Annotated in this window: 25 protein-coding genes and 1 pseudogene; 13 read left to right on the top strand and 13 right to left on the bottom strand. The window is 42.1% G+C overall.

The window, feature by feature from the left end; all coding sequences use genetic code 11:
- Position 1: 1 nt before the first annotated feature.
- The gene (locus tag M3193_RS03895) at positions 2–1,177 is read right to left on the bottom strand and encodes an MFS transporter (protein ID WP_251627207.1); all 1,176 of its coding nucleotides are present in this window, start codon (positions 1,175–1,177) and stop codon (positions 2–4) included.
- A gap of 542 nt (positions 1,178–1,719) precedes the next feature.
- On the opposite strand from M3193_RS03895, the gene M3193_RS03890 reads away from it, so the two are divergent.
- A complete protein-coding gene (locus tag M3193_RS03890; RefSeq protein WP_251624459.1) occupies positions 1,720–2,589 on the top strand; it encodes a YitT family protein in 870 nt (289 codons plus the stop codon).
- 35 nt (positions 2,590–2,624) lie between these two features.
- Here M3193_RS03890 and M3193_RS03885 read toward each other — a convergent pair whose 3' ends face one another.
- Entirely contained in the window at positions 2,625–3,608 is a 984-nt protein-coding gene (locus M3193_RS03885; RefSeq protein WP_435372012.1) for an LCP family protein, read from the bottom strand.
- Between the two features lie 314 nt (positions 3,609–3,922).
- Between M3193_RS03885 and M3193_RS03880 the strand changes: the two genes are divergently transcribed.
- Entirely contained in the window at positions 3,923–4,738 is an 816-nt protein-coding gene (locus M3193_RS03880) for a VanW family protein (RefSeq protein ID WP_251624458.1), read from the top strand.
- A 54-nt stretch (positions 4,739–4,792) separates the two neighbouring features.
- On the opposite strand, the gene M3193_RS03875 is transcribed toward M3193_RS03880, so the two are convergent.
- The 4 genes from M3193_RS03875 to M3193_RS03860 form a co-directional block, all read right to left on the bottom strand.
- Positions 4,793–5,083 carry a DUF2653 family protein gene (locus M3193_RS03875; protein ID WP_251624457.1) on the bottom strand — a complete coding sequence of 97 codons (291 nt, stop codon included), beginning with the start codon at positions 5,081–5,083 and terminating at the stop codon, positions 4,793–4,795.
- Positions 5,071–5,508 (bottom strand): hypothetical protein, encoded by a 438-nt coding sequence (locus M3193_RS03870; RefSeq protein WP_251624456.1) that lies wholly within the window; start codon positions 5,506–5,508, stop codon positions 5,071–5,073. Before M3193_RS03870 ends, M3193_RS03875 begins: the two co-directional genes overlap by 13 nt.
- Before the next feature lie 143 nt (positions 5,509–5,651).
- Positions 5,652–5,807 carry a DUF1540 domain-containing protein gene (locus M3193_RS03865; protein ID WP_251624455.1) on the bottom strand — a complete coding sequence of 52 codons (156 nt, stop codon included), beginning with the start codon at positions 5,805–5,807 and terminating at the stop codon, positions 5,652–5,654.
- 137 nt (positions 5,808–5,944) lie between these two features.
- On the bottom strand, positions 5,945–6,775 hold the full coding sequence (locus M3193_RS03860) for a S1C family serine protease (RefSeq protein ID WP_251624454.1): 831 nt from the start codon (positions 6,773–6,775) through the stop codon (positions 5,945–5,947).
- Between the two features lie 127 nt (positions 6,776–6,902).
- On the opposite strand from M3193_RS03860, the gene M3193_RS03855 reads away from it, so the two are divergent.
- The 5 genes from M3193_RS03855 (at position 6,903) to M3193_RS03830 (ending at position 10,045) form a co-directional block, all read left to right on the top strand.
- Complete coding sequence (locus M3193_RS03855; protein ID WP_251624453.1) at positions 6,903–7,205, top strand: YunC family protein; 303 nt, start codon at positions 6,903–6,905, stop codon at positions 7,203–7,205.
- Positions 7,205–7,357, top strand: coding sequence for a hypothetical protein (locus M3193_RS03850; protein ID WP_251624452.1), 153 nt, complete (start codon positions 7,205–7,207; stop codon positions 7,355–7,357). Before M3193_RS03855 ends, M3193_RS03850 begins: the two co-directional genes overlap by 1 nt.
- A 591-nt stretch (positions 7,358–7,948) precedes the next feature.
- On the top strand, positions 7,949–9,001 hold the full coding sequence (cax, locus tag M3193_RS03840) for a calcium/proton exchanger (protein WP_251624451.1): 1,053 nt from the start codon (positions 7,949–7,951) through the stop codon (positions 8,999–9,001).
- Positions 9,002–9,056: 55 nt separating this feature from the next.
- Positions 9,057–9,497: a DUF948 domain-containing protein gene (locus M3193_RS03835; RefSeq protein ID WP_251624450.1), complete on the top strand. Its 441-nt coding sequence runs from the start codon at positions 9,057–9,059 to the stop codon at positions 9,495–9,497.
- Positions 9,497–10,045: a DUF948 domain-containing protein gene (locus M3193_RS03830; protein ID WP_251624449.1), complete on the top strand. Its 549-nt coding sequence runs from the start codon at positions 9,497–9,499 to the stop codon at positions 10,043–10,045. The genes M3193_RS03835 and M3193_RS03830 overlap by 1 nt, the downstream gene beginning before the upstream one ends.
- A gap of 510 nt (positions 10,046–10,555) precedes the next feature.
- Here M3193_RS03830 and M3193_RS03825 read toward each other — a convergent pair.
- The 4 genes and pseudogenes from M3193_RS03825 to M3193_RS03810 all read right to left on the bottom strand — a co-directional run.
- Positions 10,556–10,786 (bottom strand): annotated as a pseudogene (locus M3193_RS03825) (IS5/IS1182 family transposase); the annotation flags it as partial.
- Between the two features lie 358 nt (positions 10,787–11,144).
- A complete protein-coding gene (locus tag M3193_RS03820) occupies positions 11,145–11,570 on the bottom strand; it encodes a DUF948 domain-containing protein (protein ID WP_251624448.1) in 426 nt (141 codons plus the stop codon).
- Positions 11,571–11,620: 50 nt separating this feature from the next.
- Positions 11,621–12,076, bottom strand: a complete 456-nt coding sequence (locus M3193_RS03815; protein ID WP_251624447.1) for a DUF948 domain-containing protein — start codon at positions 12,074–12,076, stop codon at positions 11,621–11,623.
- 82 nt (positions 12,077–12,158) lie between these two features.
- Positions 12,159–12,503 carry a DUF3899 domain-containing protein gene (locus tag M3193_RS03810; RefSeq protein WP_251624446.1) on the bottom strand — a complete coding sequence of 115 codons (345 nt, stop codon included), beginning with the start codon at positions 12,501–12,503 and terminating at the stop codon, positions 12,159–12,161.
- Positions 12,504–12,761: 258 nt separating this feature from the next.
- Here M3193_RS03810 and M3193_RS03805 point away from each other — a divergent pair, with 258 nt between their 5' ends.
- The 5 genes from M3193_RS03805 to M3193_RS03785 all read left to right on the top strand — a co-directional run bounded on the left by M3193_RS03805 (position 12,762) and on the right by M3193_RS03785 (position 18,621).
- Complete coding sequence (locus M3193_RS03805; RefSeq protein WP_251624445.1) at positions 12,762–14,483, top strand: peptide ABC transporter substrate-binding protein; 1,722 nt, start codon at positions 12,762–12,764, stop codon at positions 14,481–14,483.
- Between the two features lie 167 nt (positions 14,484–14,650).
- Complete coding sequence (gene opp3b, locus M3193_RS03800) at positions 14,651–15,583, top strand: oligopeptide ABC transporter permease (protein ID WP_353056363.1); 933 nt, start codon at positions 14,651–14,653, stop codon at positions 15,581–15,583.
- On the top strand, positions 15,583–16,605 hold the full coding sequence (opp3C, locus tag M3193_RS03795; protein WP_251624444.1) for an oligopeptide ABC transporter permease: 1,023 nt from the start codon (positions 15,583–15,585) through the stop codon (positions 16,603–16,605). The genes opp3b and opp3C overlap by 1 nt, the downstream gene beginning before the upstream one ends.
- A gap of 16 nt (positions 16,606–16,621) precedes the next feature.
- Complete coding sequence (locus tag M3193_RS03790; protein WP_251624443.1) at positions 16,622–17,686, top strand: ABC transporter ATP-binding protein; 1,065 nt, start codon at positions 16,622–16,624, stop codon at positions 17,684–17,686.
- Positions 17,686–18,621: an ABC transporter ATP-binding protein gene (locus M3193_RS03785; protein WP_251624442.1), complete on the top strand. Its 936-nt coding sequence runs from the start codon at positions 17,686–17,688 to the stop codon at positions 18,619–18,621. The genes M3193_RS03790 and M3193_RS03785 overlap by 1 nt, the downstream gene beginning before the upstream one ends.
- Positions 18,622–18,682: 61 nt before the next feature.
- On the opposite strand, the gene M3193_RS03780 is transcribed toward M3193_RS03785, so the two are convergent.
- The 3 genes from M3193_RS03780 to M3193_RS03770 form a co-directional block, all read right to left on the bottom strand.
- Positions 18,683–19,978: an L-lactate MFS transporter gene (locus tag M3193_RS03780; protein ID WP_251624441.1), complete on the bottom strand. Its 1,296-nt coding sequence runs from the start codon at positions 19,976–19,978 to the stop codon at positions 18,683–18,685.
- Between the two features lie 209 nt (positions 19,979–20,187).
- Positions 20,188–20,976, bottom strand: coding sequence for a formate dehydrogenase accessory sulfurtransferase FdhD (fdhD, locus tag M3193_RS03775; protein ID WP_251624440.1), 789 nt, complete (start codon positions 20,974–20,976; stop codon positions 20,188–20,190).
- A gap of 13 nt (positions 20,977–20,989) precedes the next feature.
- The gene (locus tag M3193_RS03770; RefSeq protein WP_251624439.1) at positions 20,990–21,337 is read right to left on the bottom strand and encodes a DUF2294 domain-containing protein; all 348 of its coding nucleotides are present in this window, start codon (positions 21,335–21,337) and stop codon (positions 20,990–20,992) included.
- Positions 21,338–21,596: 259 nt separating this feature from the next.
- On the opposite strand from M3193_RS03770, the gene fdhF reads away from it, so the two are divergent.
- Positions 21,597–24,533 (top strand): formate dehydrogenase subunit alpha, encoded by a 2,937-nt coding sequence (gene fdhF, locus M3193_RS03765; RefSeq protein ID WP_251624438.1) that lies wholly within the window; start codon positions 21,597–21,599, stop codon positions 24,531–24,533.
- Positions 24,534–24,537: the final 4 nt, after the last annotated feature.

Raw genomic sequence — 24,537 nt, 5'->3', positions numbered from 1 at the left:
TTTAGTATAATACTTCTGGTTTTCTCGTGAATTTAACATATACAATGTAAAACAACACAGCGCTCAAAAGACGCAACGAGGAATTTATATACATAGCCACTTCCACACCCCAAATCTCCAGCAGCCAAATGCCGATTTGCGGAGCTATAAACGCGACCACCGATAATAGAACATTATAAGTCGTTATGCAATAGGTCCTCACATGTTCTGGAGATTGTTCCAATAACAGATTGAACAATAATAAAATAATGCCCGCCAGGAAAAATCCCGATGAAGTCTGCACCAGTGCGATATAGTATAAATTTGTCGAAAGTACCGTCAGAAACGGAGTTGTCGCCATCCCAATCGCAGCCCATACAAAAACTAATGTGTTCGATCTTTTTTCTGCCCACTTCTTCCATAGAGGAAAGGAGAGAAACTGAGCCAACATGTTGCCGACAGCGAACATACTTACCCAGAAGATTGTCACTCCTACATATCGAACATGATAGATGTTGAAAATCCCCCAAGCCATCTGCCAGGCAAAGTTAAAGAAGAGTGCTGCAACAAGGAATGCCACGTACTTTTTATACTTGAAAATAGACCAATCCATCGTTTTCTTTTTCGCTGTCAAGCTATCCATCTTTGTAGGTTCTTCTTCATGTTTCATCAATAAGAAGACCTCAAGCATTCCGAAACAAAATGCTGCCCCGAATAATAGTTGGTAGGCTGTCACGCTCGAAGATGCATCTCTCATAAGGAGCCCGATTAGAAGCGTGGAAATCAAACCGACAATCGTCAACAATCTATTCCGATCACTGAAAAATGCTCCTCGCTTTGATTCTTCGACAAGTCCGCTGATGAACGTTTGCCAACCTATATTGGCAACTGTATTTGGCAAACTCATGAATGCAATAATAGTTAAAAAAATCCAAGAATGCATCGAGGGAGAAGGCAAATATACGATGCCAATGATTAGCAGAAACATAAGCCGTGCAATCAGGACGGATATAGCGATTAACTTTTTCTGTTGTTGGGCCCGATTTAATAGAATTGCTGCAGGTATAGTCATAATCAATGCCATTAGTGGGGGCAACGAACTGATTAAGCCAACCTGGTAATTAGTCGCGCTAAGCATGGTTATAGCAAAAATCGGAAAAAAGTTGTTTGAAAAATTTAAAGCGATGGTTGAAGCCATTCCATGATAAATGCTGATTTTCTCATTATATGTGCGCATAAACTCTCCACGTTTCTGTTCATTTACGTAACCTGTTAATCTGAATTATATACTTCGCCACACGAAACACAAGACTCTTTTGCTGCAAATCGGAAAAGTCATATGAAAGGTAAGTGGAGCATACATATAATGGTATTTTATTTTGAATTGATAAATCTTCTCAATTGAAGTAAAATATATTTGAGAAAGATTCTCAAACAAATAGGAGAGGATGAAGTTCATGCTTCGCATTATCATAATGGCAATCTGTGCAGGTGCAGTTGCAAGTATTTCAGCAATAACTCTCTTTAAGGGATTTGACTTGGAAGGTGCATTGGTCGGACTTTCTTCTCTACTTATTTTATTTGGAATAACCTTATTTTTCTATAGTGAATTCAAAAAACAGTTGGTCAGATCCTAGACACCAGTGGCGCTGGTGTTTTTTTTAATGGTTATTCAAGGAATTTTTTTCGTAAATGAAGTATAATCAAATAGCTATTCTGATCTGTTATGAGGAGGTACTTATGTTTTTTATTGAATTTAAACGAATTCTAGTTGTCATATTCGGCTCTTTGCTGATGGCGGTTTCATTGAATTTTTTCCTGATCAACGCAAACGTCTATGCGAGTGGATTCGCAGGGGCAGCACAGCTAGTTTCAAGCATCCTGGTTGATCAAATCGATATTTCAATCAGCACCGGTATCCTATTATTTCTATTCAACATACCAGTAATTATTTTAGGATGGTTCAAGGTAGGCAGAGGATTTACGATTTACAGCATCGTCTCAGTTGTTTTTACTACTATATTCCTCGAAATCCTGCCAGTTCTTTCATTATCAAATGACATCATCCTGAATGCAGTTTTCGGGGGAGTAATTGCGGGCGTCGGGGTAGGCATTTCATTGAAGCTCGGGGCTTCTACGGGTGGAATGGATATTGTTGCTATGGTGTTGTCGCGTCTGCAAGACAAACCGATCGGAACTTATTTTTTATTGTTAAATGGAATAATTATTGTCCTTGCAGGGATATTGTATGAGCCAGAGAATGCGTTATATACGATGGTTGCGCTGTATGTTACAACTTCGGTCATCGATATGATCCATACCCGTCATGAGAAAGTGACGGCAATGATCATCACCCATAATGCTGAAGAGCTTCAGCGGGCAATCCATCAGAAGATGGTGCGCGGAATTACAATTGTTCCGGCAAAAGGCGCCTATTCAAATGAAGATAAAAGTATGCTTTACTTGGTAATTACAAGATATGAATTATATGACCTCGAGAAAATTATTAACGAAGTAGATCCGCAGGCTTTTACAAATATTGTCCAAACAGTTGGTATTTTCGGGTTCTTCAGGAGAGAAGACGAGTTGCCGATTAGACGAACAACATAAAACAAGGTATCCCTGAATATCGGGATACCTTGTTTTTATTTTATGCCGTTTTCTTTTTTATCGACTATTTCTTTTGAGCCTTCCAGGAATTTGGTTAATTCCTCAATGTTTTTCTCGAAATCAATATCCAAGACTCGGCCAGCTCTGACGTCAAGGTCGCGGTAGGAATTGTCCACCGGAATACGAAGTGTATCAATTTTTTCAGATTTATTGTCTAATATACCTTTACCTATTGATAACATTGTCATCTTATCAAGATTCGTATCAATATAGGCATCCGCTGCCCCTAGTAATTTCGGTAAATTCATGAGGCTGTGTACACCTACAGCTTCTTCCTTCAATTTTGAGAGCACTTCCTGTTGTCGTGCTACACGGCCGAAGTCATTTTGACTATCGTGCCGGAACCGGACATAGCCCAATAGCTGGTCCCCGTGCAGCCTTTGTACTCCCGGATGCAACGTCATGTAAATTCCATGTGACATTGTATAAGGAATGTCGACTTCGATGCCGTCAGGTGCTATGATATCTGCAATTTTTGGGAAACCTTTAAAATCAACCATCGCATAATAATGGACATCCAAGCCGAAGTTTTCCTTAATTGTTTGTCTAACGAGCTCCGGTCCGCCCAGAGTGTAAGCAGAGTTCATTTTCTGCATGCCATACCCGGGTATCTCGACATACGTATCACGCATGATCGAAATCAATTTTACCTTTTCGGTTTTTTGATTGTAATTCGCTATCATCAGCGTATCAGATCGACCATCTTCGTCACTCCGTGCATCCGAGCCGAGCAACATAATATTGATTTCACCGAATTGCGGTTCCGGTCCATCAAAAATGCCGAAGTCCTCATTCTGCTCTTTCAATGTACCGTTTTCAGATAGTGATAATCCTATATTATATTGATCAAACCAGTAGTAAATGCCAAGTCCTAGCAAGATGACAACAATACTGATCACAATACCGAACTTTTTCTTTTTTTTCTTCTTCCTCGTAGCAATTCTGCTCAAATGGATCACCGCCTAATTATAAAAAACTATAAAGAGATTGTTTAGCACGCGTATCATATCACCTAATGAACAGTCGGGCAAGGGATATTTCCACATCATATAGACGTCTCAAGTGATAAAAGGTTTTCATTTCAAGTGAAAATAGACATTCCAATTTTTTCTTGCAGACTTCTTTACCCTTGCTTGGCTGCTTATAGTCCTTACGTTTATGTGAAATTTCTATGATAGGTATATGTCGATTTTTTATTCAGAGAAGGAAAGTGACAAGCATATGATGAATAAAGTAGAGAAGTGTTCATGAAAAAATACTAGGGGAGAAAAAAGTGAGACTCACTGAAATTCATCCGTTTTTTTATTACATTAGAATAGAACAAAAGAGGTTTTTCCGTTTTATAAAAAATCTCAAGGATAGGAAACAGTTTGCCAAGAGGAAATCTGAAACGAATTTCAACCATACCTGTAAAAAACATCAATCGCTTTTGCGTAGGAGGCTCGGGGATAGTGATCCGGTCCTACAGGAGAACAAAATCGTAAATCTCACTCTAGCATCAAGCAAAATCGACGGAATCATCATTCAGCCAGGCGAAGTTTTTTCATTCTGGGAATTGGTCGGTAGGGCTACAAGGAAAAAAGGGTATATTGAAGGGATGCAGCTTTCCAGAGGAGAAGTGAAGACAGGTGTGGGTGGCGGCATTTGTCAGTTAGCAAACCTTCTCTATTGGATGGTGCTGCACACGCCAATGACCGTAGTGGAAAGGCATCATCATAGTTTTGATCCGTTTCCTGATGAAGGAAGGGTTCTTCCATTTGGGAGCGGGGCCAGCGTATTTTACAATTATGTAGATTTCCGCTTTAAAAACACTACCGAATTTGCTTTTCAAATCCGTGTTTGGTTGACTGATCGTCACTTGAAAGGTGCAATATATTCCAATGAGGAAATTGGAGTAAGTTACCACATAGAAGAAAGGGCACACCAATTTTACCAGAAAGACGGTAAGACTTTCAGACAGAATGAAATATGGAGATGGACAGTCGATAAACGTACAGGGGAATATTTGCAAGCAGAACTCTTACTAAAAAATGATTCGGAAGTGAAATATGAAGTGTTAGAAAGACAGCTCGTAAGTGTAAAAGATTGATTCTGGAAAAAAGCCAGGCGGGTAATCACCCTCCTGGCCGAAAGACAGATCCTATCATTGAATTGTAGCAATAATACCTTCTTCTCTGTCCAATAACAATTTGACACCCGCTGCATAAGGGTCTCCGTTTAAGACTTTTTCTATCCAATAACGGATTGCCTGGATGATGTCGAATGAACCGAGTACTTGTTTTTGACCGTGATATTCCAGTTCTGCGGAAAAGCCTTCATCATCGTCGTAGACAAGCTCGACTTCGATTTCTTCCGGAAGAATATTATGTTTTTGTGAATAATCAATGCATATTGCATTCACAATATCCTGTTCTGACATCATTAATTCTGCCATGGATTAGCTTTCTCTTTTCTTGCTTTAAGAAGAGAGAAGATCCTCCGAATCAAACTAATGATGAAGATGATTGCCAACAGATTGATCAGAAAACCTAATACCGAACCTAATATGCCCATATTAGCGAAAAGACTGCCAAATAGGAGACCTGCAATCCCTCCGACAAATAATCCGCGCATGAGACCTCCGGAGAAGAACCCGCCTTTTGAAGATTGGGTTTTAGGAGATTTGGCAAAGGATGTATTGTCTTCCTTTTTCTTATCCACTTTCGGTTTTGAGAAGTTGTTCTGATTCGGGTTAAAACTTTTCTTTCCTGATTTATATCTTTTCGCTTCAACCGTAGTAGCATGATCGTTCAGTACAAAGCTGCCGATTGGTGACATGACTATTGTCAAAGCAAGTAACGCAGATAGTAATTTCTTCAATCCATAAACCTCCATCAATATGTAAAATTAAACACTGTACAATTATAAGTTTAAAGTTTATTGATAGCAAATAAACACTTGTTTGTTTAAACTTCTTTAGGAAGAATGCAGATCATATTTGATCATGCATTCTTCCCGGTTAATTACTCCTCAGGTTTAAACGTCTTGCAATCCGTGTCTTCACTATCGTCTGCCTGATTACCGTGTTGACTGACGACGTATATAACCTCGGCGTGACAATTATTTCCTTCTCCCCAATACGTGCAGTTATTCACTTCACATAATATCTTCTGAGTCATCTTATCACCTCCGTATCCTTAGCGTTCCACCAAATCCCCGAATAATGCTTACCGGTATTTGAGCTAATTTAGGAGAGATGAATGACCGTATTTTTCGTGTAATTCTTAAAAGCTGAGATTACCCGGAAATGATTGAATCATTCCCGGATTTCTGCTTCTTCAGTGAGATCTTCATGTAACAATGATACCGGAATAAACAGACCTACTTTGCCATGTTCCTGATGATCCATTGTCGCAAAAATGATTCCGATGACTTTTCCTTTTTCATTTAACACAGGGCTCCCGCTATTTCCTCGATAGACAGGTGCTTTGATCATCATCACTTCATCAGACCAATCGCTAAGTTTTATGGGTGACAAAATGGTGCCTTCATTTGCAATTCCTTTAAAGCTTAGTGGATTGCCGATAAAAATTAGGGGATCGTTTTTGACCATCTTGTTTGAATGATCTATTGCTAGGAAGGGAAGATTGCTCCCTTGGATTTCAAGCACTGCCATATCAATAGCAGGATAGGTTTGTTTTACTTTTGCTTCATACCTGCCGTTTTCTGGGAAAACTACGGACAACGATCGGTTTTCTTCCACGACATGATAGTTGGTGAGGATGTCACCGTCGCTCGAAATCGAGAAACCTGTTCCTTTTCCTTCTTCCGTTACGACCACCACAACAGCTTTTTTATAATCCGCAATATCTTCTCTCTTAGATAACGACGCAGAAGTTATCAAGAAGTCAATAGCCGGAATTGAAAAGACTTGAAATAGCCCTGCAAATGTACTTAGGAATAGCATGAGTGATAGAATCCAGATGAACCATTTCGGGATTACTTTCTTTTGAAATGTGTTTTCCGGGTGTTGCTGTAATGCTTCCTGTTGTGCCTGCAATACAAGTAGATGCATTTCTTCCTCGCTCAAATCCTCATCGTTTTGAACGCTATTCTCAGTATGGTCAACATTCTCTTCATCTATCATATGGCATCACTTCCTCTACTCACCTGTTATTCCAACACTACAAGTATAGCAGTGATTCGTTACGGGTATATAATGGCACAATTTTATAAGGCAATCCATATGTATAGAGGGGAAAGGGGTGATCAGCTTGGTAACATTGACACCAATACTAATCGAAGGGCATCCGTTTACGGCAGTGACTGTCCGTTTGCCAAAAACAACCTTATTGACCGTGTCGAATGAAAAAGGATATATCATGTGCGGTGCATTGGATGTAGGACTGCTGAACAATGTGTTGGCAGACCGAAAAATAATCGCCGGCAGGGCTGTGGGGGTAAAAACAATTGAGCAATTACTGAAGGCGCCGCTTGAATCGGTTACATTAGAAGCAGAGGCGCTTGGTATTCGATCCGGAATGACAGGAAAAGAGGCATTGCTGAAAATGCTTTAATGAAGAAAAGCCCCGTATCGCGAAAAATGAGCGATACGGGGCATTTTCGTTTATTAGCGGTTGTCGTTACGGTTGTTGCGGTTATTTCTGTCGTTGTTGTCGTTGTTGTTTCTGTCGTTTCTGTCGTTTCTGTCATTGCGGTTGTTGTTTAAGAAATCATCCGCGAATTCTGTGTTTCTGTTGTTGTTGTTGTTGTTGTTGTTGTTTCTGTCGTTGCGGTTGTTCTTGTTATTGTCTCGGTTTTGGCGATTTTCTGGCATGTGTAAGACATCTCCTTAAGATTTTTTTTGTTAAGTGAAATGAATTCACCTACATGATGTATGATGTCCCTCGAACGAGAAAATATCCGTTTCCTTTTATTGAATGAGAAAACCATCATCCTAAAAGGATGATGGTTATTGTAGGATAAAGTAAAAGCCGCCTCTGCCGTATCGTTAATCATGAAAGTTTTAAACCACCACTCCTCAAAGTGGGTGTCCGCAGAGACGATCCTGTCCGTCCTGATTAATTTTGAATCAGGCATACCATTCCTGCCTCGATATAAAACTCCCTTTTACAGCTTAAAGGTTAAAACTTAATGTGAATACGAACAATGCAGCTTATGTATATATAGTACACGTTATGATGAAAAATATCAATGATAATATATTCCATTCATCGTTTTCCTTCATTAGGATAACTGTTTGCTTCAGTCACTTACAGGGAAAGATATGGAGGAATTCCATTGAAGGAGAGTGATTCCGGTGAATCGAATATTTACGTTGCTTGTGTTCATCGGCGTTCCGCTAATTATCATTGGGTCGGTGATGGATTGGCCTGATATTCCAATATTCATTATCAGTTGCATTAGTATCATTGCGCTTGCAGGGTTTATTGGGAGAGCTACAGAAAGTCTTGCGATAGTTAGCGGGCCAAGAGTCGGCGGCTTGTTGAACGCGACATTTGGCAATGCCGTAGAATTGATAATTTCCATTTTCACATTGAAAGCAGGATTGATCGGAATTGTGTTAGCTTCTTTGACCGGATCGGTTCTAGGGAATCTATTGCTCGTACTGGGCGTTTCATTTTTTGCGGGAGGCATTAAATTCAAAACGCAGAAGTTCGGCATCCATGACGCTAGGTACAATTCGGGATTATTGATCTTCGCGGTCATTGTAGCATTTGTCATCCCCGAAATATTTACACAAACGATGGATCAGACGAATACAATCACATTAAGTATAGGCATTTCCATCATATTGATCACTTTATATCTGGCGGGTCTGTTTTTCAAGCTGGTCACTCACAGAGGTGTTTTTTCATCGGCTGATACAAAAAAACACGAAGAGGAGACCCCCGAATGGTCAAAGAAAAAATCCATCGTCATCCTGCTATTATCAACTATTGCTGTGGCGTACGTTTCTGAACAACTCGTACATACATTCGAGACACTCGGGGAGAAGTTCGGTTGGTCTGAATTGTTTATTGGCGTTATTATCGTGGCGATTGTCGGGAATGCGGCGGAGCATTTTTCGGCAATTACGATGGCGATGAAGAACAAGATGGACGTAGCAGTGGAAATTGCTGTCGGCTCAACTTTGCAAGTCGCAATGTTTGTAGCTCCAATACTTGTTCTCGTCTCACTGATGATGCCCGAATCAATGCCGCTCGTCTTTACTATACCTGAGCTTGTCGCGATGATCACTGCGACATTTCTTGTCATCAACCTCTCGAACGATGGCGAGTCCAACTGGTTTGAAGGCCTGACATTGCTTGCAGCTTATTTGATCATCGGTATAGGGTTCTACTTATTGTAATAAAAAAGGCTTACCATCGAACTAAAAGAGGAATAGATGGTCAGGGAGGCATGATATGGTGTTAGTTCAAATCGGCGTATTCATAATGGCTGTTTCCTTTGCCATTTTTGCGATCGCACTGTCCAAATTACTTCTGCGTACATCAACAGGGATCGGGGCAATCGCAACTGCGGCAGGAGAGTTGGAGTCCAAATTGGACGGCGCAATTCAAGCATTCGAGGGGACATTAGACGAAACGAATGTAACGATATCCGATATGGAAGGAAAGTTGAATGCGCTTAACAGTGTATTCATGACCGCAGAAAAATTTGGTGATGCGGCAAACCTCTTTGGTGAGGAATTGAATGATATGACTGAAGCGTATGCAAATAACGGAGACTTGAAGAGCGTAAAACCATTTATCCGTACTATCCAAGGTGCCGAATTCGCAAAAATGTTATGGGCATCATGGAAGCGCGGACGGCAATCAACTGAAACAAGGAAGGGGAGAGCATAATGAGTTTAACCGGTATTGGCGTTCTGCTAATTGGAATTGCATTTCTTATTCTATCCATTTATCTCGCGAAAGTTCTTTCCAATACGGCTTCGATTTTGGAAGGTGTGAGTCAAACTGTCAATCAATTGCCAAACCAGCTTGACGGTGTCTTACATGAAACTGGAAAGATGATACAGAATTCCAATGATACATTAGCGGACGTGAATGAAAAGCTTGGAACGTTGACGCCGCTCTTTCAAATCGTAGGGGATGTAGGGGAGTCGACGAGAAAACTTGCATCGTCTGCAAATGACTTTGCTGGATCTATCAGAAAGAAAGGGCAATCAATCGATGAGGAGACGCGTAATAAACGGCTCGGTGGATTATACGGAACATCTGCACTTGTATATTATGCAGTCCAGAATGGCAAGAAACGTAGAAAAGGATCTTTATTGCGGCCTTCTTCATTGTATATAGCTGGTGAACAGCGAGTATTCGATATCGACAGGATGAAAGAGGAAGCGAAAGAGGCTGCAAGGGAAGGGAAGTATGTAGGCAGTGACAAGTAAAAGCGGAGGAGGCATACATTCTCCACCGTTCAGAATGTAGATGAAAGGGTTGGGAATCATAGATTTCCAACCCTTTTGCTTAAGCATGTACATTTTAACTGCCAGTAGACTGAAATAACGTTGATTTCCGTTCCGGGCGGACGCATTCCGGGGGGCTTGCCCTCAGCCAAGCGAACAACGAAGGGTTCGCTTTGCCGTATTTCTGCGCTTTTTGCGGAAATTAAGGCATCCGTTCTACCATTACTGCTCCCTCAGGGTCGCAAAAAACACTGCTCGTAACGCTACGCTTTTACTCGCAAACGCCGTTCTTCGTAACGGCGTTCGCTAATCCCCCAGGAGTCGCCGTCCTGCACTCCAATCAATGAGAAATCCTTTTAGACAAGGTATCAATTCAGCCTCCATAGCTGGCGCTCTCCACGTCCAACTAACCAGCTTCTTAAGGTTTAAGGAAGCAAAAGTCAGCATCGCCTGCATGTATTTTTTGTAGGTTTCAATTTCCTTGATTATCTAGCGCATGGAACGGATGTCCAAGATATACTGAATGAATGTCATCTTGAGCAGTATTACAGGATCTATGCTGGGGCTCCCAATGGTTGAGTAAAGATCTTCGAATAACGGGTAGATAAAGGAGAAATTAATTGCCGCATCCAGTTTGCGCGCCAAATGGTCCTAAGGAACCAACTTTTCTATTGTTAGCAATTCCAACTGATCGCGTTCATTAATTTGATTCCTTGTCATCATATCCTTCACTTCATTCACTTAATAAAAACACCGTTGATTGTAGCGGAGAGCGGCGACTCCTGCGAAAGCCGTGACGAAGAACCCTGCTTTTGCGACCCTAAGGGAGCAGGACGTGGAGGCTACCTTAATTTCTGCAGAACGCAGAACTACGGCAAATCGAACCCTACGTTGTTCGATTGGCTGAAGCCGTGCCCGCGGAAAGCGTCCGATCGCAGCGTAAATCAAAATTTTTTCTTTATCTCTATTTTAAAAGAAAAAGACTGTAGGCAAACACCCATATTCATGGTGTTTGTCTACAGTCTGAGCGGTGGAGGCATACATCCTTCACCGCTTTTTTGTATTTATTCTATGTCAGTGGTCAACCGTTCCTTCGGGTATTCCTCTTAGATAGAAAGAAGATGAATGAAAGTATGCCATAGATACCTTCATATTTTTCACGCGTAGTAAAATCTGAGGCTTTGTTTGTTTTATCCTTTAACTCAGTCATTCTGTCAATGCCGCGAAGTGTCAACTTCCGTGTCGCTGTGCCCGTATCTCCAATAATACGGAAAAAGGGGCTGACCTCTTTCACTTGTGCAGTGACAGTAGTGATTGTCGCATTACTTGCTTGCAACACCTCTGCTGCTTGCGTAGATAGGTCATCAACCATTTTAGGTAAGCGGTCTGTCGTCTGTTTCAACCCGTCCATTGCATCGGACATTTTGCGTATAGGTTTGATCATGAAAAATGTGAGCGTCAAGAAGGCAATGCCGATGAGTAAGACGCCGATACCGAGCCAGTCCAAGTGAATCACCTCCGTCTATCATCTTCGTCAGGCCCCTCTATAATATATTGTTACGGGAGCTGCTTCATCTCTTGATGAACGTTACGATCATTCTTTTGTTTTTCGGATTTAAATTTGAAGTACATCCTTGAAGCCGCTTCCGTCATCGTTGTCAATCTTTCCATTAATTCAACATGTTTGGGTTCTGGTGCAGCGATTTGCTGTGAAATCGACTGGAACGAACGATTAAGGTTTTCGGTCGATTTTCCGATATGATCGGCTGTTTGCACAACACTTTCCAACCGTTGCACCTTGCCATCTACATCGGCAGCAATTTTGTTGGTCCTTTCCATCAATTGATCGGATTTTGTCGTAATGCCACTTAGCTTACTTTCTACCCTTGCAATCGTTTCGGATACTTCACTCATCGTCTTTTTTACATTCCGTAGAGCAATGATAAAGAAGATTGCAATAAGCAATAAAGATATAGCCGCTATAATGGCACTACCATAAAGAAGGAAATCCATTCAACTATCAACTCCATTCAATTGCTTTCGCGTTTACCTATTCGGTACCACTCTTTCCAATTAAATAAACACCTTAGCTGGATCAGAGCGAATAGAAGAATAATGCAGCAAGCATACAAAGGATGATAGGTAATCCGGAACGGAAGAAGAAAGACGGTTTCTTCGATATTACTTGAGAAGGAGGGCGCATGGCTACGAGTTCTTTCTGTACATGTTTAGGGGAGAGCACCTTTTTCATACTCGTAGAAAAGAAGTCGAAAAAGCCGGATTGCAAGACTGAAACTAATATTCCGATGAATAGATACAAGGAACCAAGATAGAAGGATACGTTAATATAATCAATAATAGTCAGTTCTTTATAAAATAGTAGCATAAGTACCAAAATTGATAATTGGTTTACAATAATGTTCGTAACAATTTTCTTCATATTCCAACCTCTTTTTTATTGTTTATATTATTTATTATTCCTGTATATTATATCATTTGACGAAAGAATGCAATTTAAGTAAAAGCCATTTACAACAAGGCTCGAAGTATAGAGAAGTAGAATAATTTGATTTATGACTCTTTTATAATTATGTTGTTTCAGAAAAAAACATAAAAAAAGACTTTGACTTAAGATATTTTGAATGTATAATAAAAAGTGATAATTCTTCAGACAATTACAAAAGGGGAGGTCAATGATTTGAAAACTAACAAATGGCTTTTGCTAGTCGCTTTATCACTAGTGCTCAGCTTAGTTCTTGCTGCTTGTGGAAACAAGGACAAGGATGATGACAAAGCTGCTACACCTGATAAAGAAGATGACAAAGCAACAGAGCAACCAACAGAAGAAGCCGGCGAGCCGGATGCAGAACAAGTTGTGAACTTGATAGAATCTGCAGCAATTCCATCTGTTGACTCCGCAATCGTGGAGGACGCAGTAGGATTCAATGTATTGAACAACGTAAATGAAGGGTTGTACCGCTTGAACCTTGAAAACATTGCAGAACCGGCAATGGCTGCAGAGGAAGCGGAAGTAAGCGAGGATGGTCTTACGTACACTTTCAAACTTCGTGATGCAAAATGGTCTGACGGAACACCTGTAACTGCGCATGATTTCGTATTTGCATGGCAACGTGCAATCGATCCTGCGACTGGATCACCTTATGGTCCGTTTATGATGTCTGGAGTTATCAAAAACGCAACAGCAATCAGTGAAGAGAAAATGGAGAAGTCGGAACTTGGCGTAGTTGCCGAAGATGACAAAACATTGGTCGTAACTTTGGAACGCCCAGTGCCTTACTTCTTATCACTAATGTCATTCGGAACATTCTACCCTCAAAAAGAGGAATTCGTTACATCTAAAGGCGATGCATATGCAACAAACTCAGATAACCTTCTATATAATGGTCCATTCATTCTTACTGAGTGGGATGGCACTGGAGATAGCTGGGTTTATAAAAAGAACGAACATTATTGGGATGCAGAAAATGTTAAACTTGAAACAATCAATGTAGACGTTGTTAAAGATTCTGCTACAGCAGTTAAACTTTACAACGATGGCAAGAAAGACCGTGCAGGCGTATCAGGAGACTTGGCTCTTCAATATGGTACACATGAAGAAGCACGCAACGAATCGGACACAGCTGTGTTCTACTTCAAATTCAACCAAGAGCGAAATGGTGAAAAAACACCACTAGCAAACGTAAATATCCGTAAAGCACTTGCAAAAGCTTTTGAAAAAGAAGATTTGGCTGACGTTGTTCTTGCAAATGGATCAACTGCTGCAAACTTCTTAGTGCCAAGAGACTTCGCATATGATGAAAGCGGAACGGACTTCCGTGACATCAGCGGAGATCACCTTGTATACAATGCAGAAGAAGCTAAAGAATACTGGGCAAAAGGCTTGGAAGAACTAGGTTTAACTGAATTGGAACTTGAAATCCTAGGCGGAGACACTGATCTTTCCAAGAAGATGAACGAGTATTTCAAAGCACAACTTGAAGGCAACCTAGAAGGATTGACAATCAAGTTGAAAGAGGTTCCTTTCGCAGTTCGTTTGGAACTAGACGGAAACCAAGACTATGATATCCAAGTATCTGGATGGGGACCTGACTTCCAAGACCCAATCTCATTCATGGATTTGTTCGTCACAGATGGCACAAACAACTTGATGTCCTTCTCGAACAAAGAATACGATGAGTTGATTGAAGCTACTAAAGATGAGCTTGCATTAGATCCTGTAGCACGTTACGAAGCGTTCGCGAAAGCTGAAAAAATTCTTCTTGAAGATGAAGCTGCTATCGCACCGATCTACCAACGTGGTTTGATCCAACTTCAAAAGCCGTACTTCAAAGGACTTGGAGTTCATCCATTCGGAGCTGATTACAGCTACAAGTGGGCATATATTTCTGGTAAAGAGTAAGTTAGTATTGTAGTTTTGAATAGAAAGGAGAGTATATGGCGGAAAATCCATATACTCTCTTTTTACTAACGGAAAATTAAGTGAAAGTTTGTAAGTGTTTTCATTTTGAAAAGTAATTGATTATTCAATTTGACATAAATCAAACTCACGTACTATGGAGGTGCAACGTGGTTAAGTATATTGGAAAACGGCTAATTTACATGTTCCTTACGATGTTCCTGATTGCAACTGCAACTTTTTTCTTAATGCAAACGCTACCAGGATCACCGATTGCTTCTTATAACAAGCTGAACCAAACTCAACGGGCGATCGTAGAAAAGAAATATGGCATCGATAAGCCGAAACCGGTGCAATACGCTATTTACATGAAAAACTTGGCCAAAGGCGATTTAGGGACATCTTTTGTATTCAAAGGGAAAAGTGTTAATGACTTACTGGCTTCGAGGGTGAAACCTTCATTCATTTTAGGAGCACAAGCAATGGTGTTTGGAACGATCATAGGGATTCTATTAGGGATGCTAGCCGCCCTGAAGCAGAATACGATATGGGATTATGGAAGTACATTCCTTGCAATTTTAGGAGTATCCATACCATCATTCGTATTCGCCGCATTGTTGCAATATTGGGTCGCTACTCAGTGGCATTTGTTGCCGGTCGGTCTTTGGAATGATGGATGGAAGTCGAGCATCCTGCCTTCGATTGCATTAGCAATGGGGCCGCTTGCGCTGTCTGCTCGTTTCATCCGTACTGAAATGATTGAAGTATTGGGATCCGATTATATTACATTAGCAAAAGCGAAAGGTGCGAACGGTTTTGAAATTGCATTCAAACATGCATTACGAAATGCGCTCATTCCTCTCGTTACAGTATTAGGACCGGTAGCAGCCGGAATAGTTACGGGTTCCCTTGTTGTTGAACAGATCTTTGCAATTCCAGGAATCGGGGAGCAGTTCGTATCTTCTATCATGACGAATGACTTTGCAACAATCATGGGTACGACACTATTCTTCTCTGCATTGTTGATTATTATTATCTTCATTGTAGACCTTCTTTACGGAATCATTGATCCGCGAATCCGGTTGTCTGGAGGTAAAGGGTAATGCGAAAAGAAGAACTTCAACAATTGCCGCCTGAAAAATTCGAGCGAATTACGATTGATAGCAGTAGGGCCGAACGGATTACTAAACCAAGCTTAAGCTTTTGGCAAGATGCTTGGCTGAGGCTGCGAAAAAACAAAGCGGCCATCGTCAGCATGTTCGTCCTACTATTACTTATCATTATGGCTTTGATAGGACCATATCTAAATGGACATGATGGCGAGCAACAGATTTTGCGACACGCTAACTTGCCGCCGAAGATTCCTGGACTAGAGAAAATGGGGATATTTGACGGTGTGGGTCAATTAGGTGGCGAGAAGGTAAATCTGTATGAGATGAAAAAAGTAGATGAATATTATTGGTTCGGAACAGATGGACTTGGACGTGACTTGTTCACCCGTTTGTGGGAAGGAACACGGATTTCGTTATTGATCGCTTTCGTTGCTGCTGCGATTGACGTCGTCATCGGTGTACTTTATGGAGGAATCTCAGGTTATTTCGGCGGCCGTGTCGATGATATCATGCAACGGATTGTCGAAATATTGATTGGAATCCCGACCCTTATTATTGTTATTTTGATGCTTATGATAATGGAAGCGGGACTGACCGCCATTATCATTGCGATTTCCATCACGGGATGGATTGGTATGTCACGTATCGTGCGTGCGCAAATCTTGAAATATAAAGGACAGGAATTCGTGCTAGCGTCCCGTACGTTGGGAGCGGGCGACAAGCGGATCATCGGTAAACATCTATTGCCGAATATAATGGGGATTATCATCATTAATACGATGTTCACGATTCCGACTGCTATTTTCTTTGAAGCATTCTTAAGCTTTATCGGGCTTGGGCTGCAACCGCCAGCCGCATCTTTAGGTACATTGATCAATGATGGCTTCAAAGTTATGGAGCACCAGCCGTATTTCCTATTGTTCCCTGCTGTCGTCATCAGTGTACTGATGATTGCATTCAACTTGATCGGTGACGGATTGCGCGATGCGCTTGACCCGAAAATGAAAGATTGATTGGAGGAAAGCCAAGATGGAAAAAATATTGCAAGTAAAAGACTTGGAGCTTTCCTTCCACACGTTTGCCGGTGAAGTGAAAGCAATCCGAGGAGTCAGCTTTGATTTGAACAAAGGAGAGACGTTGGCAATTGTTGGTGAGTCGGGGTCCGGGAAATCGGTAACGACAAAATCCATTATGCGTTTGTTGCCGGAGTCGAGTTCTGAATTTAAAAATGGTGAAATTCTTTTTAACGGAAATGATCTGACGAAACTTTCCGACAGTCAAATGCAGAAAATCAGAGGAAAAGAGATCTCGATGATTTTTCAGGATCCAATGACCTCATTGAATCCAACGATGCCAATCGGCAAGCAAGTAATGGAGCCGATTCTTAAACACCAAAAAGTAAGTAAGGCAAAAGCGAAGGAAGTCTGTGTCGACTTATTGCGCATGGTAGGTATACCAAATCCGGAAACTCGGATTAAGATGTATCCCCACCAATTTTCCGGCGGACAAAGACAGCGGATCGTCATTGCGATCGCACTCGCTTGCAATCCTAAAATATTGATTGCGGATGAGCCTACGACTGCTTTGGATGTTACGATACAGGCACAGATCCTTGAGCTTATGAAGGATATCCAGAAAAAAGTCGATACCTCGATCATTTTCATTACACATGATCTCGGTGTTGTTGCAAACGTAGCAGATCGGGTGGCCGTCATGTATGGCGGGCGGATCGTGGAAGTCGGAACAGTAGATGAAATCTTCTATAATCCACAGCATCCATATACGTGGGGGCTTCTCAGCTCGATGCCGTCTATGGATTTGGCTGAGGAAAAGCTCTATGCGATTCCAGGCACACCGCCTGATCTGTTGAATCCTCCTGTAGGAGATGCATTCGCACTTAGAAGTGAATATGCTTTGCAAATCGATATGGAGCAAGCACCGCCAATGTTCAAAGTTAGCGACACGCATTATGCCGCGACTTGGCTGCTGCATCCGAATGCGCCGCAAGTTGATCCTCCGAAGACGATTATCGAGCGGATGAAGACGTTCCGGGGAAGCAGATACTATGAGCAAGCGACTGGAGGTGATGCATGATGGCAGAGAAATTGCTTGAAGTGAAAAACTTAAAACAATATTTTAATGCCGGTAAGCCATCCGAAGTTCGGGCAATCGACAATATCAGCTTTGATATTTATCGTGGAGAGACATTCGGCCTGGTCGGGGAATCGGGCTGCGGTAAATCGACAACGGGCAGGACAATCATTCGTCTCTATGACGCGACGGATGGAGAAGTCCTCTACGACGGGGTTAGTGTCCATGCGAAAAAATCCAAATCCGAAGTGAAGGCTTTGAACCGGAAGATGCAAATGATCTTCCAGGATCCATATGCATCATTGAACCCTCGAATGAAAGTCCTCGACATTATCGCGGAAGGACTGGATGTTCACGGATTGGCTAAAAATCCGAAAGAACGGAAGCAGAAGGTTGTAGAGTTGCTGGAAACAGTAGGTTTGAATAAAGAGCATGCCGATCGCTATCCTCACGAATTTTCGGGAGGTCAGCGTCAGCGGATCGGTATCGCGCGTGCGCTAGCCGTCAATCCGGAGTTCATCATTGCAGATGAACCGATTTCAGCGCTTGATGTTTCCATTCAAGCTCAAGTGGTCAACTTGCTGAAAGACTTGCAGAAGGAAAAGGGTTTGACGTATTTATTCATTGCTCATGACCTATCAATGGTGAAATATATTTCTGATCGTATAGGCGTCATGTATTTCGGGAAGCTTGTTGAGATGGCTCCAGCGGATGTACTTTACAAAAATCCGTTACATCCATACACAAAATCATTACTTTCCGCAATCCCGCTTCCAGACCCGATTTATGAAAGATCACGGGTAAGGAAACCGTACAATCCTAAGCAACATAATTACGGACCCGATGAAAAAGTCGAATTCCGTGAAGTGACACCTGGCCATTTCGTACTTTGCTCCGAAAAAGAGTTTAAAGAAATGAAGGTCCAAGCTAACAACTAAAAAGAAACCGCCATTCACATCATACTATCTGATGTGATTGGCGGTTTTCACATTTCTAGTGTTAGATGCCTTTCGCGGTTTGTACGGCAATTGTTTTTTTCGTTCCACTTTGTTCAGCTCTTACTTTCTTGATATCGAATTGAATTAAAATGGAAATTACCAACGCAACTGCAAATAATCCTGCGAAGAAGAGCAAACTGCTCTCATAACTTCCTGTCGTGTCTTTCATCCATGCAGCAAACATAGGTCCGGCAATTCCGGCTGCCGCCCAGGCTGTTAATATATAACCATGAATTGCGCCAAGCTGTTTTGTTCCGAAGATATCACCGATATATGCAGGTATGCATGAGAAACCTCCGCCGTAGCAAGTATAAATGACGGCCAGCATCACTTGGAACAGTATGGCGTTTGTTGTAAAGGGCAGAAGGGCAAATAAGACTACCTGAATAACAAAAAATACCGTGTACGTATGTCTTCGACCGATATAATCGGAAATGGATGCCCATCCTAACCGTCCGAATCCGTTGAAGAGTCCGAGGACTCCAACGAGTGCAGCAGCCTGTATTGTAGTCATGCCAATACTTTCTATGGCTAGAGGCTTGGCGGCAGACAAGATGGCGATACCGCAAGTGACATTAAGGAAGAGCATCATCCATAAGTAATAAAACCGTTTTGTCTTGATAGCTTCGTTCGCAGTCAATTGAGCCAAGTCGACTTTCGCTTCGACTTTTCCGGATTCCAACTTTTTTATATAACCCGCAGGCGCCCAACCTTCTTCGGGTTTCTCAAGATAAAGTGAAGAGGCGATCATGATAAGTAAATAGGATGCTCCTAGGATATAGAATGTGTTTTGAAGGCCAACAGAAGTAATGAGTGCTTCCATTATGGGACTGCTGATTGCAGCTGCAAAGCCGAACCCCATTATTGCCATTCCTGTTGCAAGACCACGCCGATCCGGGAACCATTTCACAAGTGTGGATACTGGAGCAATATATCCTACACCCAGCCCAATTCCGCCTAGTACCCCGTAAAAAAAGTATAAAAGTGTAAGAGAGGAGATGCTTACGGCAAAACCGGCACCCATAACACCCACTCCAAAGAAAGTTGCCGCGAGAATTCCCGCTTTACGGGGACCGTGTTTTTCAACAAAGTGGCCAAGAAATGCAGCAGACAGACCCAGAAATAAAATTGCAATACTAAATGTTAATTGCACTTGGCTTGTCGACCATCCAAATTGGTCGATCAGTGGATTTGTAAAGTTGCTCCATGCATAGACGGAGCCGATCGAAATGTGAATCCCAACGGCGGAGGCGGCAATCAACCATCTGTTCTTTGTTTTCTTCGATCCTGCTTTCACTTTTCACATCTCCCTTTGATAATAAAGTAATACGACAAAGGAATTTTCCTCTCTCATTTCAATGTAAATTCAAAAGGAAAATGTAAGCCCTTTCAATTAACTTGAAAATTCGAAAAAAGAGATACATATTTTGTCATATTTCCGTCATGATATCATCATCTTTTGGATTTGTCACTAAGTATTTTATTAAATTCAAAGATATAGAAAAGTCAAAGTTTAATTCTTTCTGGGTGCGTATACACATTGAATGACTGGCCTCTTATGAATCCGACTGACGTTATTCCTAATTCATCAGCAAGATTTACTGCTAGTTCTGTCGGAGCGGATTTAGAAAGTACGACTTCACAGCCGATTTTTGCAACTTTTAATAAGATTTCTGAAGATATCCTGCCGCTAAAGACAATCACCTTGTCTTTAACAGTAATTTCGTTTTTAAAACAATACCCATAAATTTTATCAAGCGCATTATGCCGTCCTATATCCATTCTAGTCAGCATGAAGTCTTGCGAGTCGCAGAGAGCGGCAATATGCACTCCGCCCGTTTGTTGAAACAGATCAGCCTTCTTATCCATCTTTTCCATCAACGCAAAACAATGCTGAGGTGTTAAAACGACATCCCTTTGCAACATGCGTTTAGCTGTAAGTGCGTCATTGGCAAAGACAAATCCTTGTCGGCTCATTCCGCAGCATGATGTAATATACCTTTTGTTTTGGAGCTGTTCATAGAAAGGAAATGTTCTTGTTGTCTGTACATGGACTAAGCCTAATTCTTCATCCAACCGAACTTCCTGGATATCTGAGGCATCGATGATAATTCGTTCGGATGCAAGAAATCCGATTACCATATCCTCGATATACTCTGGCGTACAGACGATAGTTACTAATTCTCTGCCGTTTACTTTAATTGTAATCGGGAATTCAGTTGCGATCTCGTCAGTCTTTTGTTCGAATGCACCGTTGGAAAATCGCAAAATGGTCCGTTTTTGAATACGATTCATAACGGTTCTCCTCTCATTGGTCAATAGTCCTGTCGAACAAGAATACAGAAACAGCAATGTCATCCTCTAATTTGATGTCTGAAAAGAGATGGACGAATTTAGCGCCAACTACCTCCTCAAGACCTTCTGGGGGTGAGACGTCATATACTTCTTGAATCATTCTTGTCCTGGCCATATGGACCATTTCTTTGCCGTCATTTGTACCTGCAATGAATTTTTCCGTAGGTGTCAAATTCCCGTAAAGTGTCGAGATTGCCATATTGTCGACAAATATAGTGGTAATCCTTTCTGGGCCCTTGCCGAAAAGGTCTTTTCTCAGCTTTCTGATAATATCGTTGAATTCATGGACTTTTTTTGACACTAGTAACACTCCTTTTGAAAAATACGAATTATCTTTCAATAACCTGTAAAAGCCATTGTATAATAATTGCTTATAATCTATAATACTAGTAAGAATGATATCGGGGTATGAAACTGCACCGGTGTTATTATTCAATTACTTTACATTTGGATTGGTTATTTAGCAAGCTCTGCTACTGGACTATTCCACCATAGACAAGCACACCTATTAGCAGGTGTATTTGTCTATGGTGGTTTTTTATTTCAAAGGAGGCATTTTTATGTCAATCAAAATTAATGGAAAGGCATCTCCGTTCAGAGAAGGTATGACAATATTACAAGTGGTCAATGAACAGCAGATTGAGCATCCTCAGATCTGCTATTTGCCCGAAGTGGACCCGATTGAAACGTGCGATACATGTATCGTTGAAGTAAATGGACGTCTTGTCCGTGCTTGTTCAACAAAAGCCGAACTTGGCATGGATGTCCAATTGAACTCTGTGCGCGCAAAGGAAGCGCAAACGGAAGCAATGGATCGGATCCTTGAAAACCACTTGTTATATTGTACGGTCTGTGATAACAACAATGGCAACTGTAAAATCCATAACACGGTTGACATGATGGGGATCGAGGAACAAAAATACCCTTACGAACCCAAATGCACACAGGATAGTGTGGATTTCACGCATCCATTTTATCGCTATGATCCGAACCAATGCATCGCTTGCGGCCAGTGTGTAGAAGCATGTCAAAACCTGCAAGTGAATGAAACTATCAGTATGGACTGGGAAAGAGATCGGCCGATTGTCCTTTGGGATGGCGGCGCGAAGATTAATGATTCTTCTTGCGTCGGCTGCGGCCATTGCGTCACTGTTTGCCCGTGTAATGCATTGATGGAGAAGTCAATGCTTGGGGAAGCCGGATTCATGACTGGGATGAAAGAAGAGATTCTAACTCCGATGATTGATCTCGTGAAAGACGTTGAGCCTGGATATAGCGGCATCATGGCGATTTCGGATGCAGAGGCGGCGATGCGTGATACAAGAACGAAGAAAACAAAAACAGTTTGTACTTTCTGTGGAGTGGGCTGCTCATTTGAAGTATGGACGAAGGATAGAAAAATCCTGAAGATCCAGCCTGTTTCGGACGCACCTGTCAATGCAATCTCGACTTGTGTCAAAGGAAAGTTCGGCTGGGATTTCGTCAACAGCGAAGAACGATTGACGACTCCGCTGATCCGGAAAGGGGATTCATTCGTCGAAGCCACCTGGAAGGAAGCCTTGGACCTGGTGGCGGAACGTTTGGGAACCATCCATAAGGAATATGGAGAAGATAGTGTTGGTGTCATATCCTCTTCAAAAATCACCAATGAAGAGAACTATTTGATTCAAAAGCTTGCAAGGCAAGTGTTCAAGACGAATAACGTCGACAACTGTTCACGTTACTGTCAATCGCCAGCGACAGATGGGTTATTCAGGACAGTTGGAATGGGTGGCGACGCAGGAACAATCAAAGACATAGCAAAGGCGGGTCTAGTGATCATCGTTGGAGCGAATCCTGCTGAAGGACACCCCGTTCTCGCGACGCGTGTCAAACGTGCTCATAAACTGCACGGTCAGAAATTGATCGTAGCTGATTTGCGCAAGCATGAAATGGCGGAGCGATCTGACATTTTCATCAGCCCGAAGCAGGGGACCGACCAAGTATGGCTGATGGCTGTGACGAAATATATGATCGACAAGGGTTGGCATGATTCAACCTTCATTCGGGAAAATGTCCACCATTTTGAAGAGTTCAAAGATGTATTGAAGACATATTCGCTTGATTTTGCCGAACATGTGACTGGTGTGCCGAAAGAAATGCTGATCCGGACGGCTGAAATGATTCGAGATGCAGATGGTACATGTATTTTATGGGGGATGGGAGTGACTCAAAATACTGGCGGGTCGGACACTTCCGCAGCAATTTCCAACTTGCTTCTCGCTACCGGGAATTATCGCAGACCGGGCGCAGGCGCATATCCTCTCCGCGGACATAACAACGTTCAAGGTGCTTGCGATATGGGTACTCTTCCAGGATGGCTGCCAGGCTATCAGCACGTAACAGATACTGCAGCACGTGAAAAATTCGAGCGCGCATATGGAGTTGAAATTGGCAATAAGCCTGGACTGGATAATATCCAAATGTTGCATGCAGTTGATGAAGGCATCATGAAAGCGATGTATATCGTCGGTGAAGATATGGCGCTTGTCGATTCCAATGCAAATCATGTACATGACGTCTTATCCAAACTCGATTTCCTTGTAGTCCAAGATATCTTCTTCTCGAGGACTGCGAGATATGCTGATGTAATTCTTCCGGCGGTTCCTTCCTTGGAGAAGGACGGGACATTTACGAACACGGAAAGGAGAGTTCAGCGATTGTATAAAGCATTGCCGGAATTAGGGGATGCGAAGGCGGATTGGTGGATTGTCCAGGAAATCGCAACAAGGCTCGGGGCTGATTGGAAGTTTACACATCCTAGTGAAATCTTCGCTGAAATGGCCAGTCTTTCACCGTTGTTCAGCAAAGCCGATTACAGCAATATGGAAAACTGGGACAGCTTTTTGTGGGGGAGTCTGGAAGGTGAGAGCACGCCATTGCTCTATGTCGACGGCTTCAATTTCCCGGATGGAAAAGCTCGGTTTGCCTTATCGGATTGGGTGGAGCCTGTCCATTATGATGCTGAATTTGATTTGCACATCAATAACGGCAGGATGCTCGAACATTTCCATGAAGGAAACTTGACGAATAAATCTGCTGGAATTCAATCAAAAGTGCCTGAAATCTTCGTGGAGGTATCTCCGGAACTTGCGAAGGAGCGGGGCGTGCTCAGCGGTTCGTTAGTAAGACTTGTGTCACCGTATGGAGCGCTCCGTCTGCCTGCCTTAGTGACCGACAGGGTGAAAGGGAATGAATTGTTCCTTCCAATGAACTCGGTTGAAAAAGAATCGGCGATAAACTTCCTTACGGGAACTGCGGTTGATCAAAGGACGAATACACCGGCTTTCAAACAAGCAAAAGTCCGCATGGAAGTATTACGGACGGAAGGCGAAAATCCGTTGCCGGCAAGCAACCACCGAAATAAGAAACGACATCCTCAAGATGGAATCGAAGTTGAACGGAAATGGGCGAGACCTGGTTACGAGCATCTGACAGATCAAGTGGAGAAAGGGTGATCCT

This window comes from Sporosarcina luteola, from assembly GCF_023715585.1.
GTDB lineage: Bacteria > Bacillota > Bacilli > Bacillales_A > Planococcaceae > Sporosarcina > Sporosarcina luteola_D.
The sequence above is the reverse complement of the archived record's forward strand: the minus strand, read 5'-3'. Positions and strand labels throughout refer to the sequence as shown.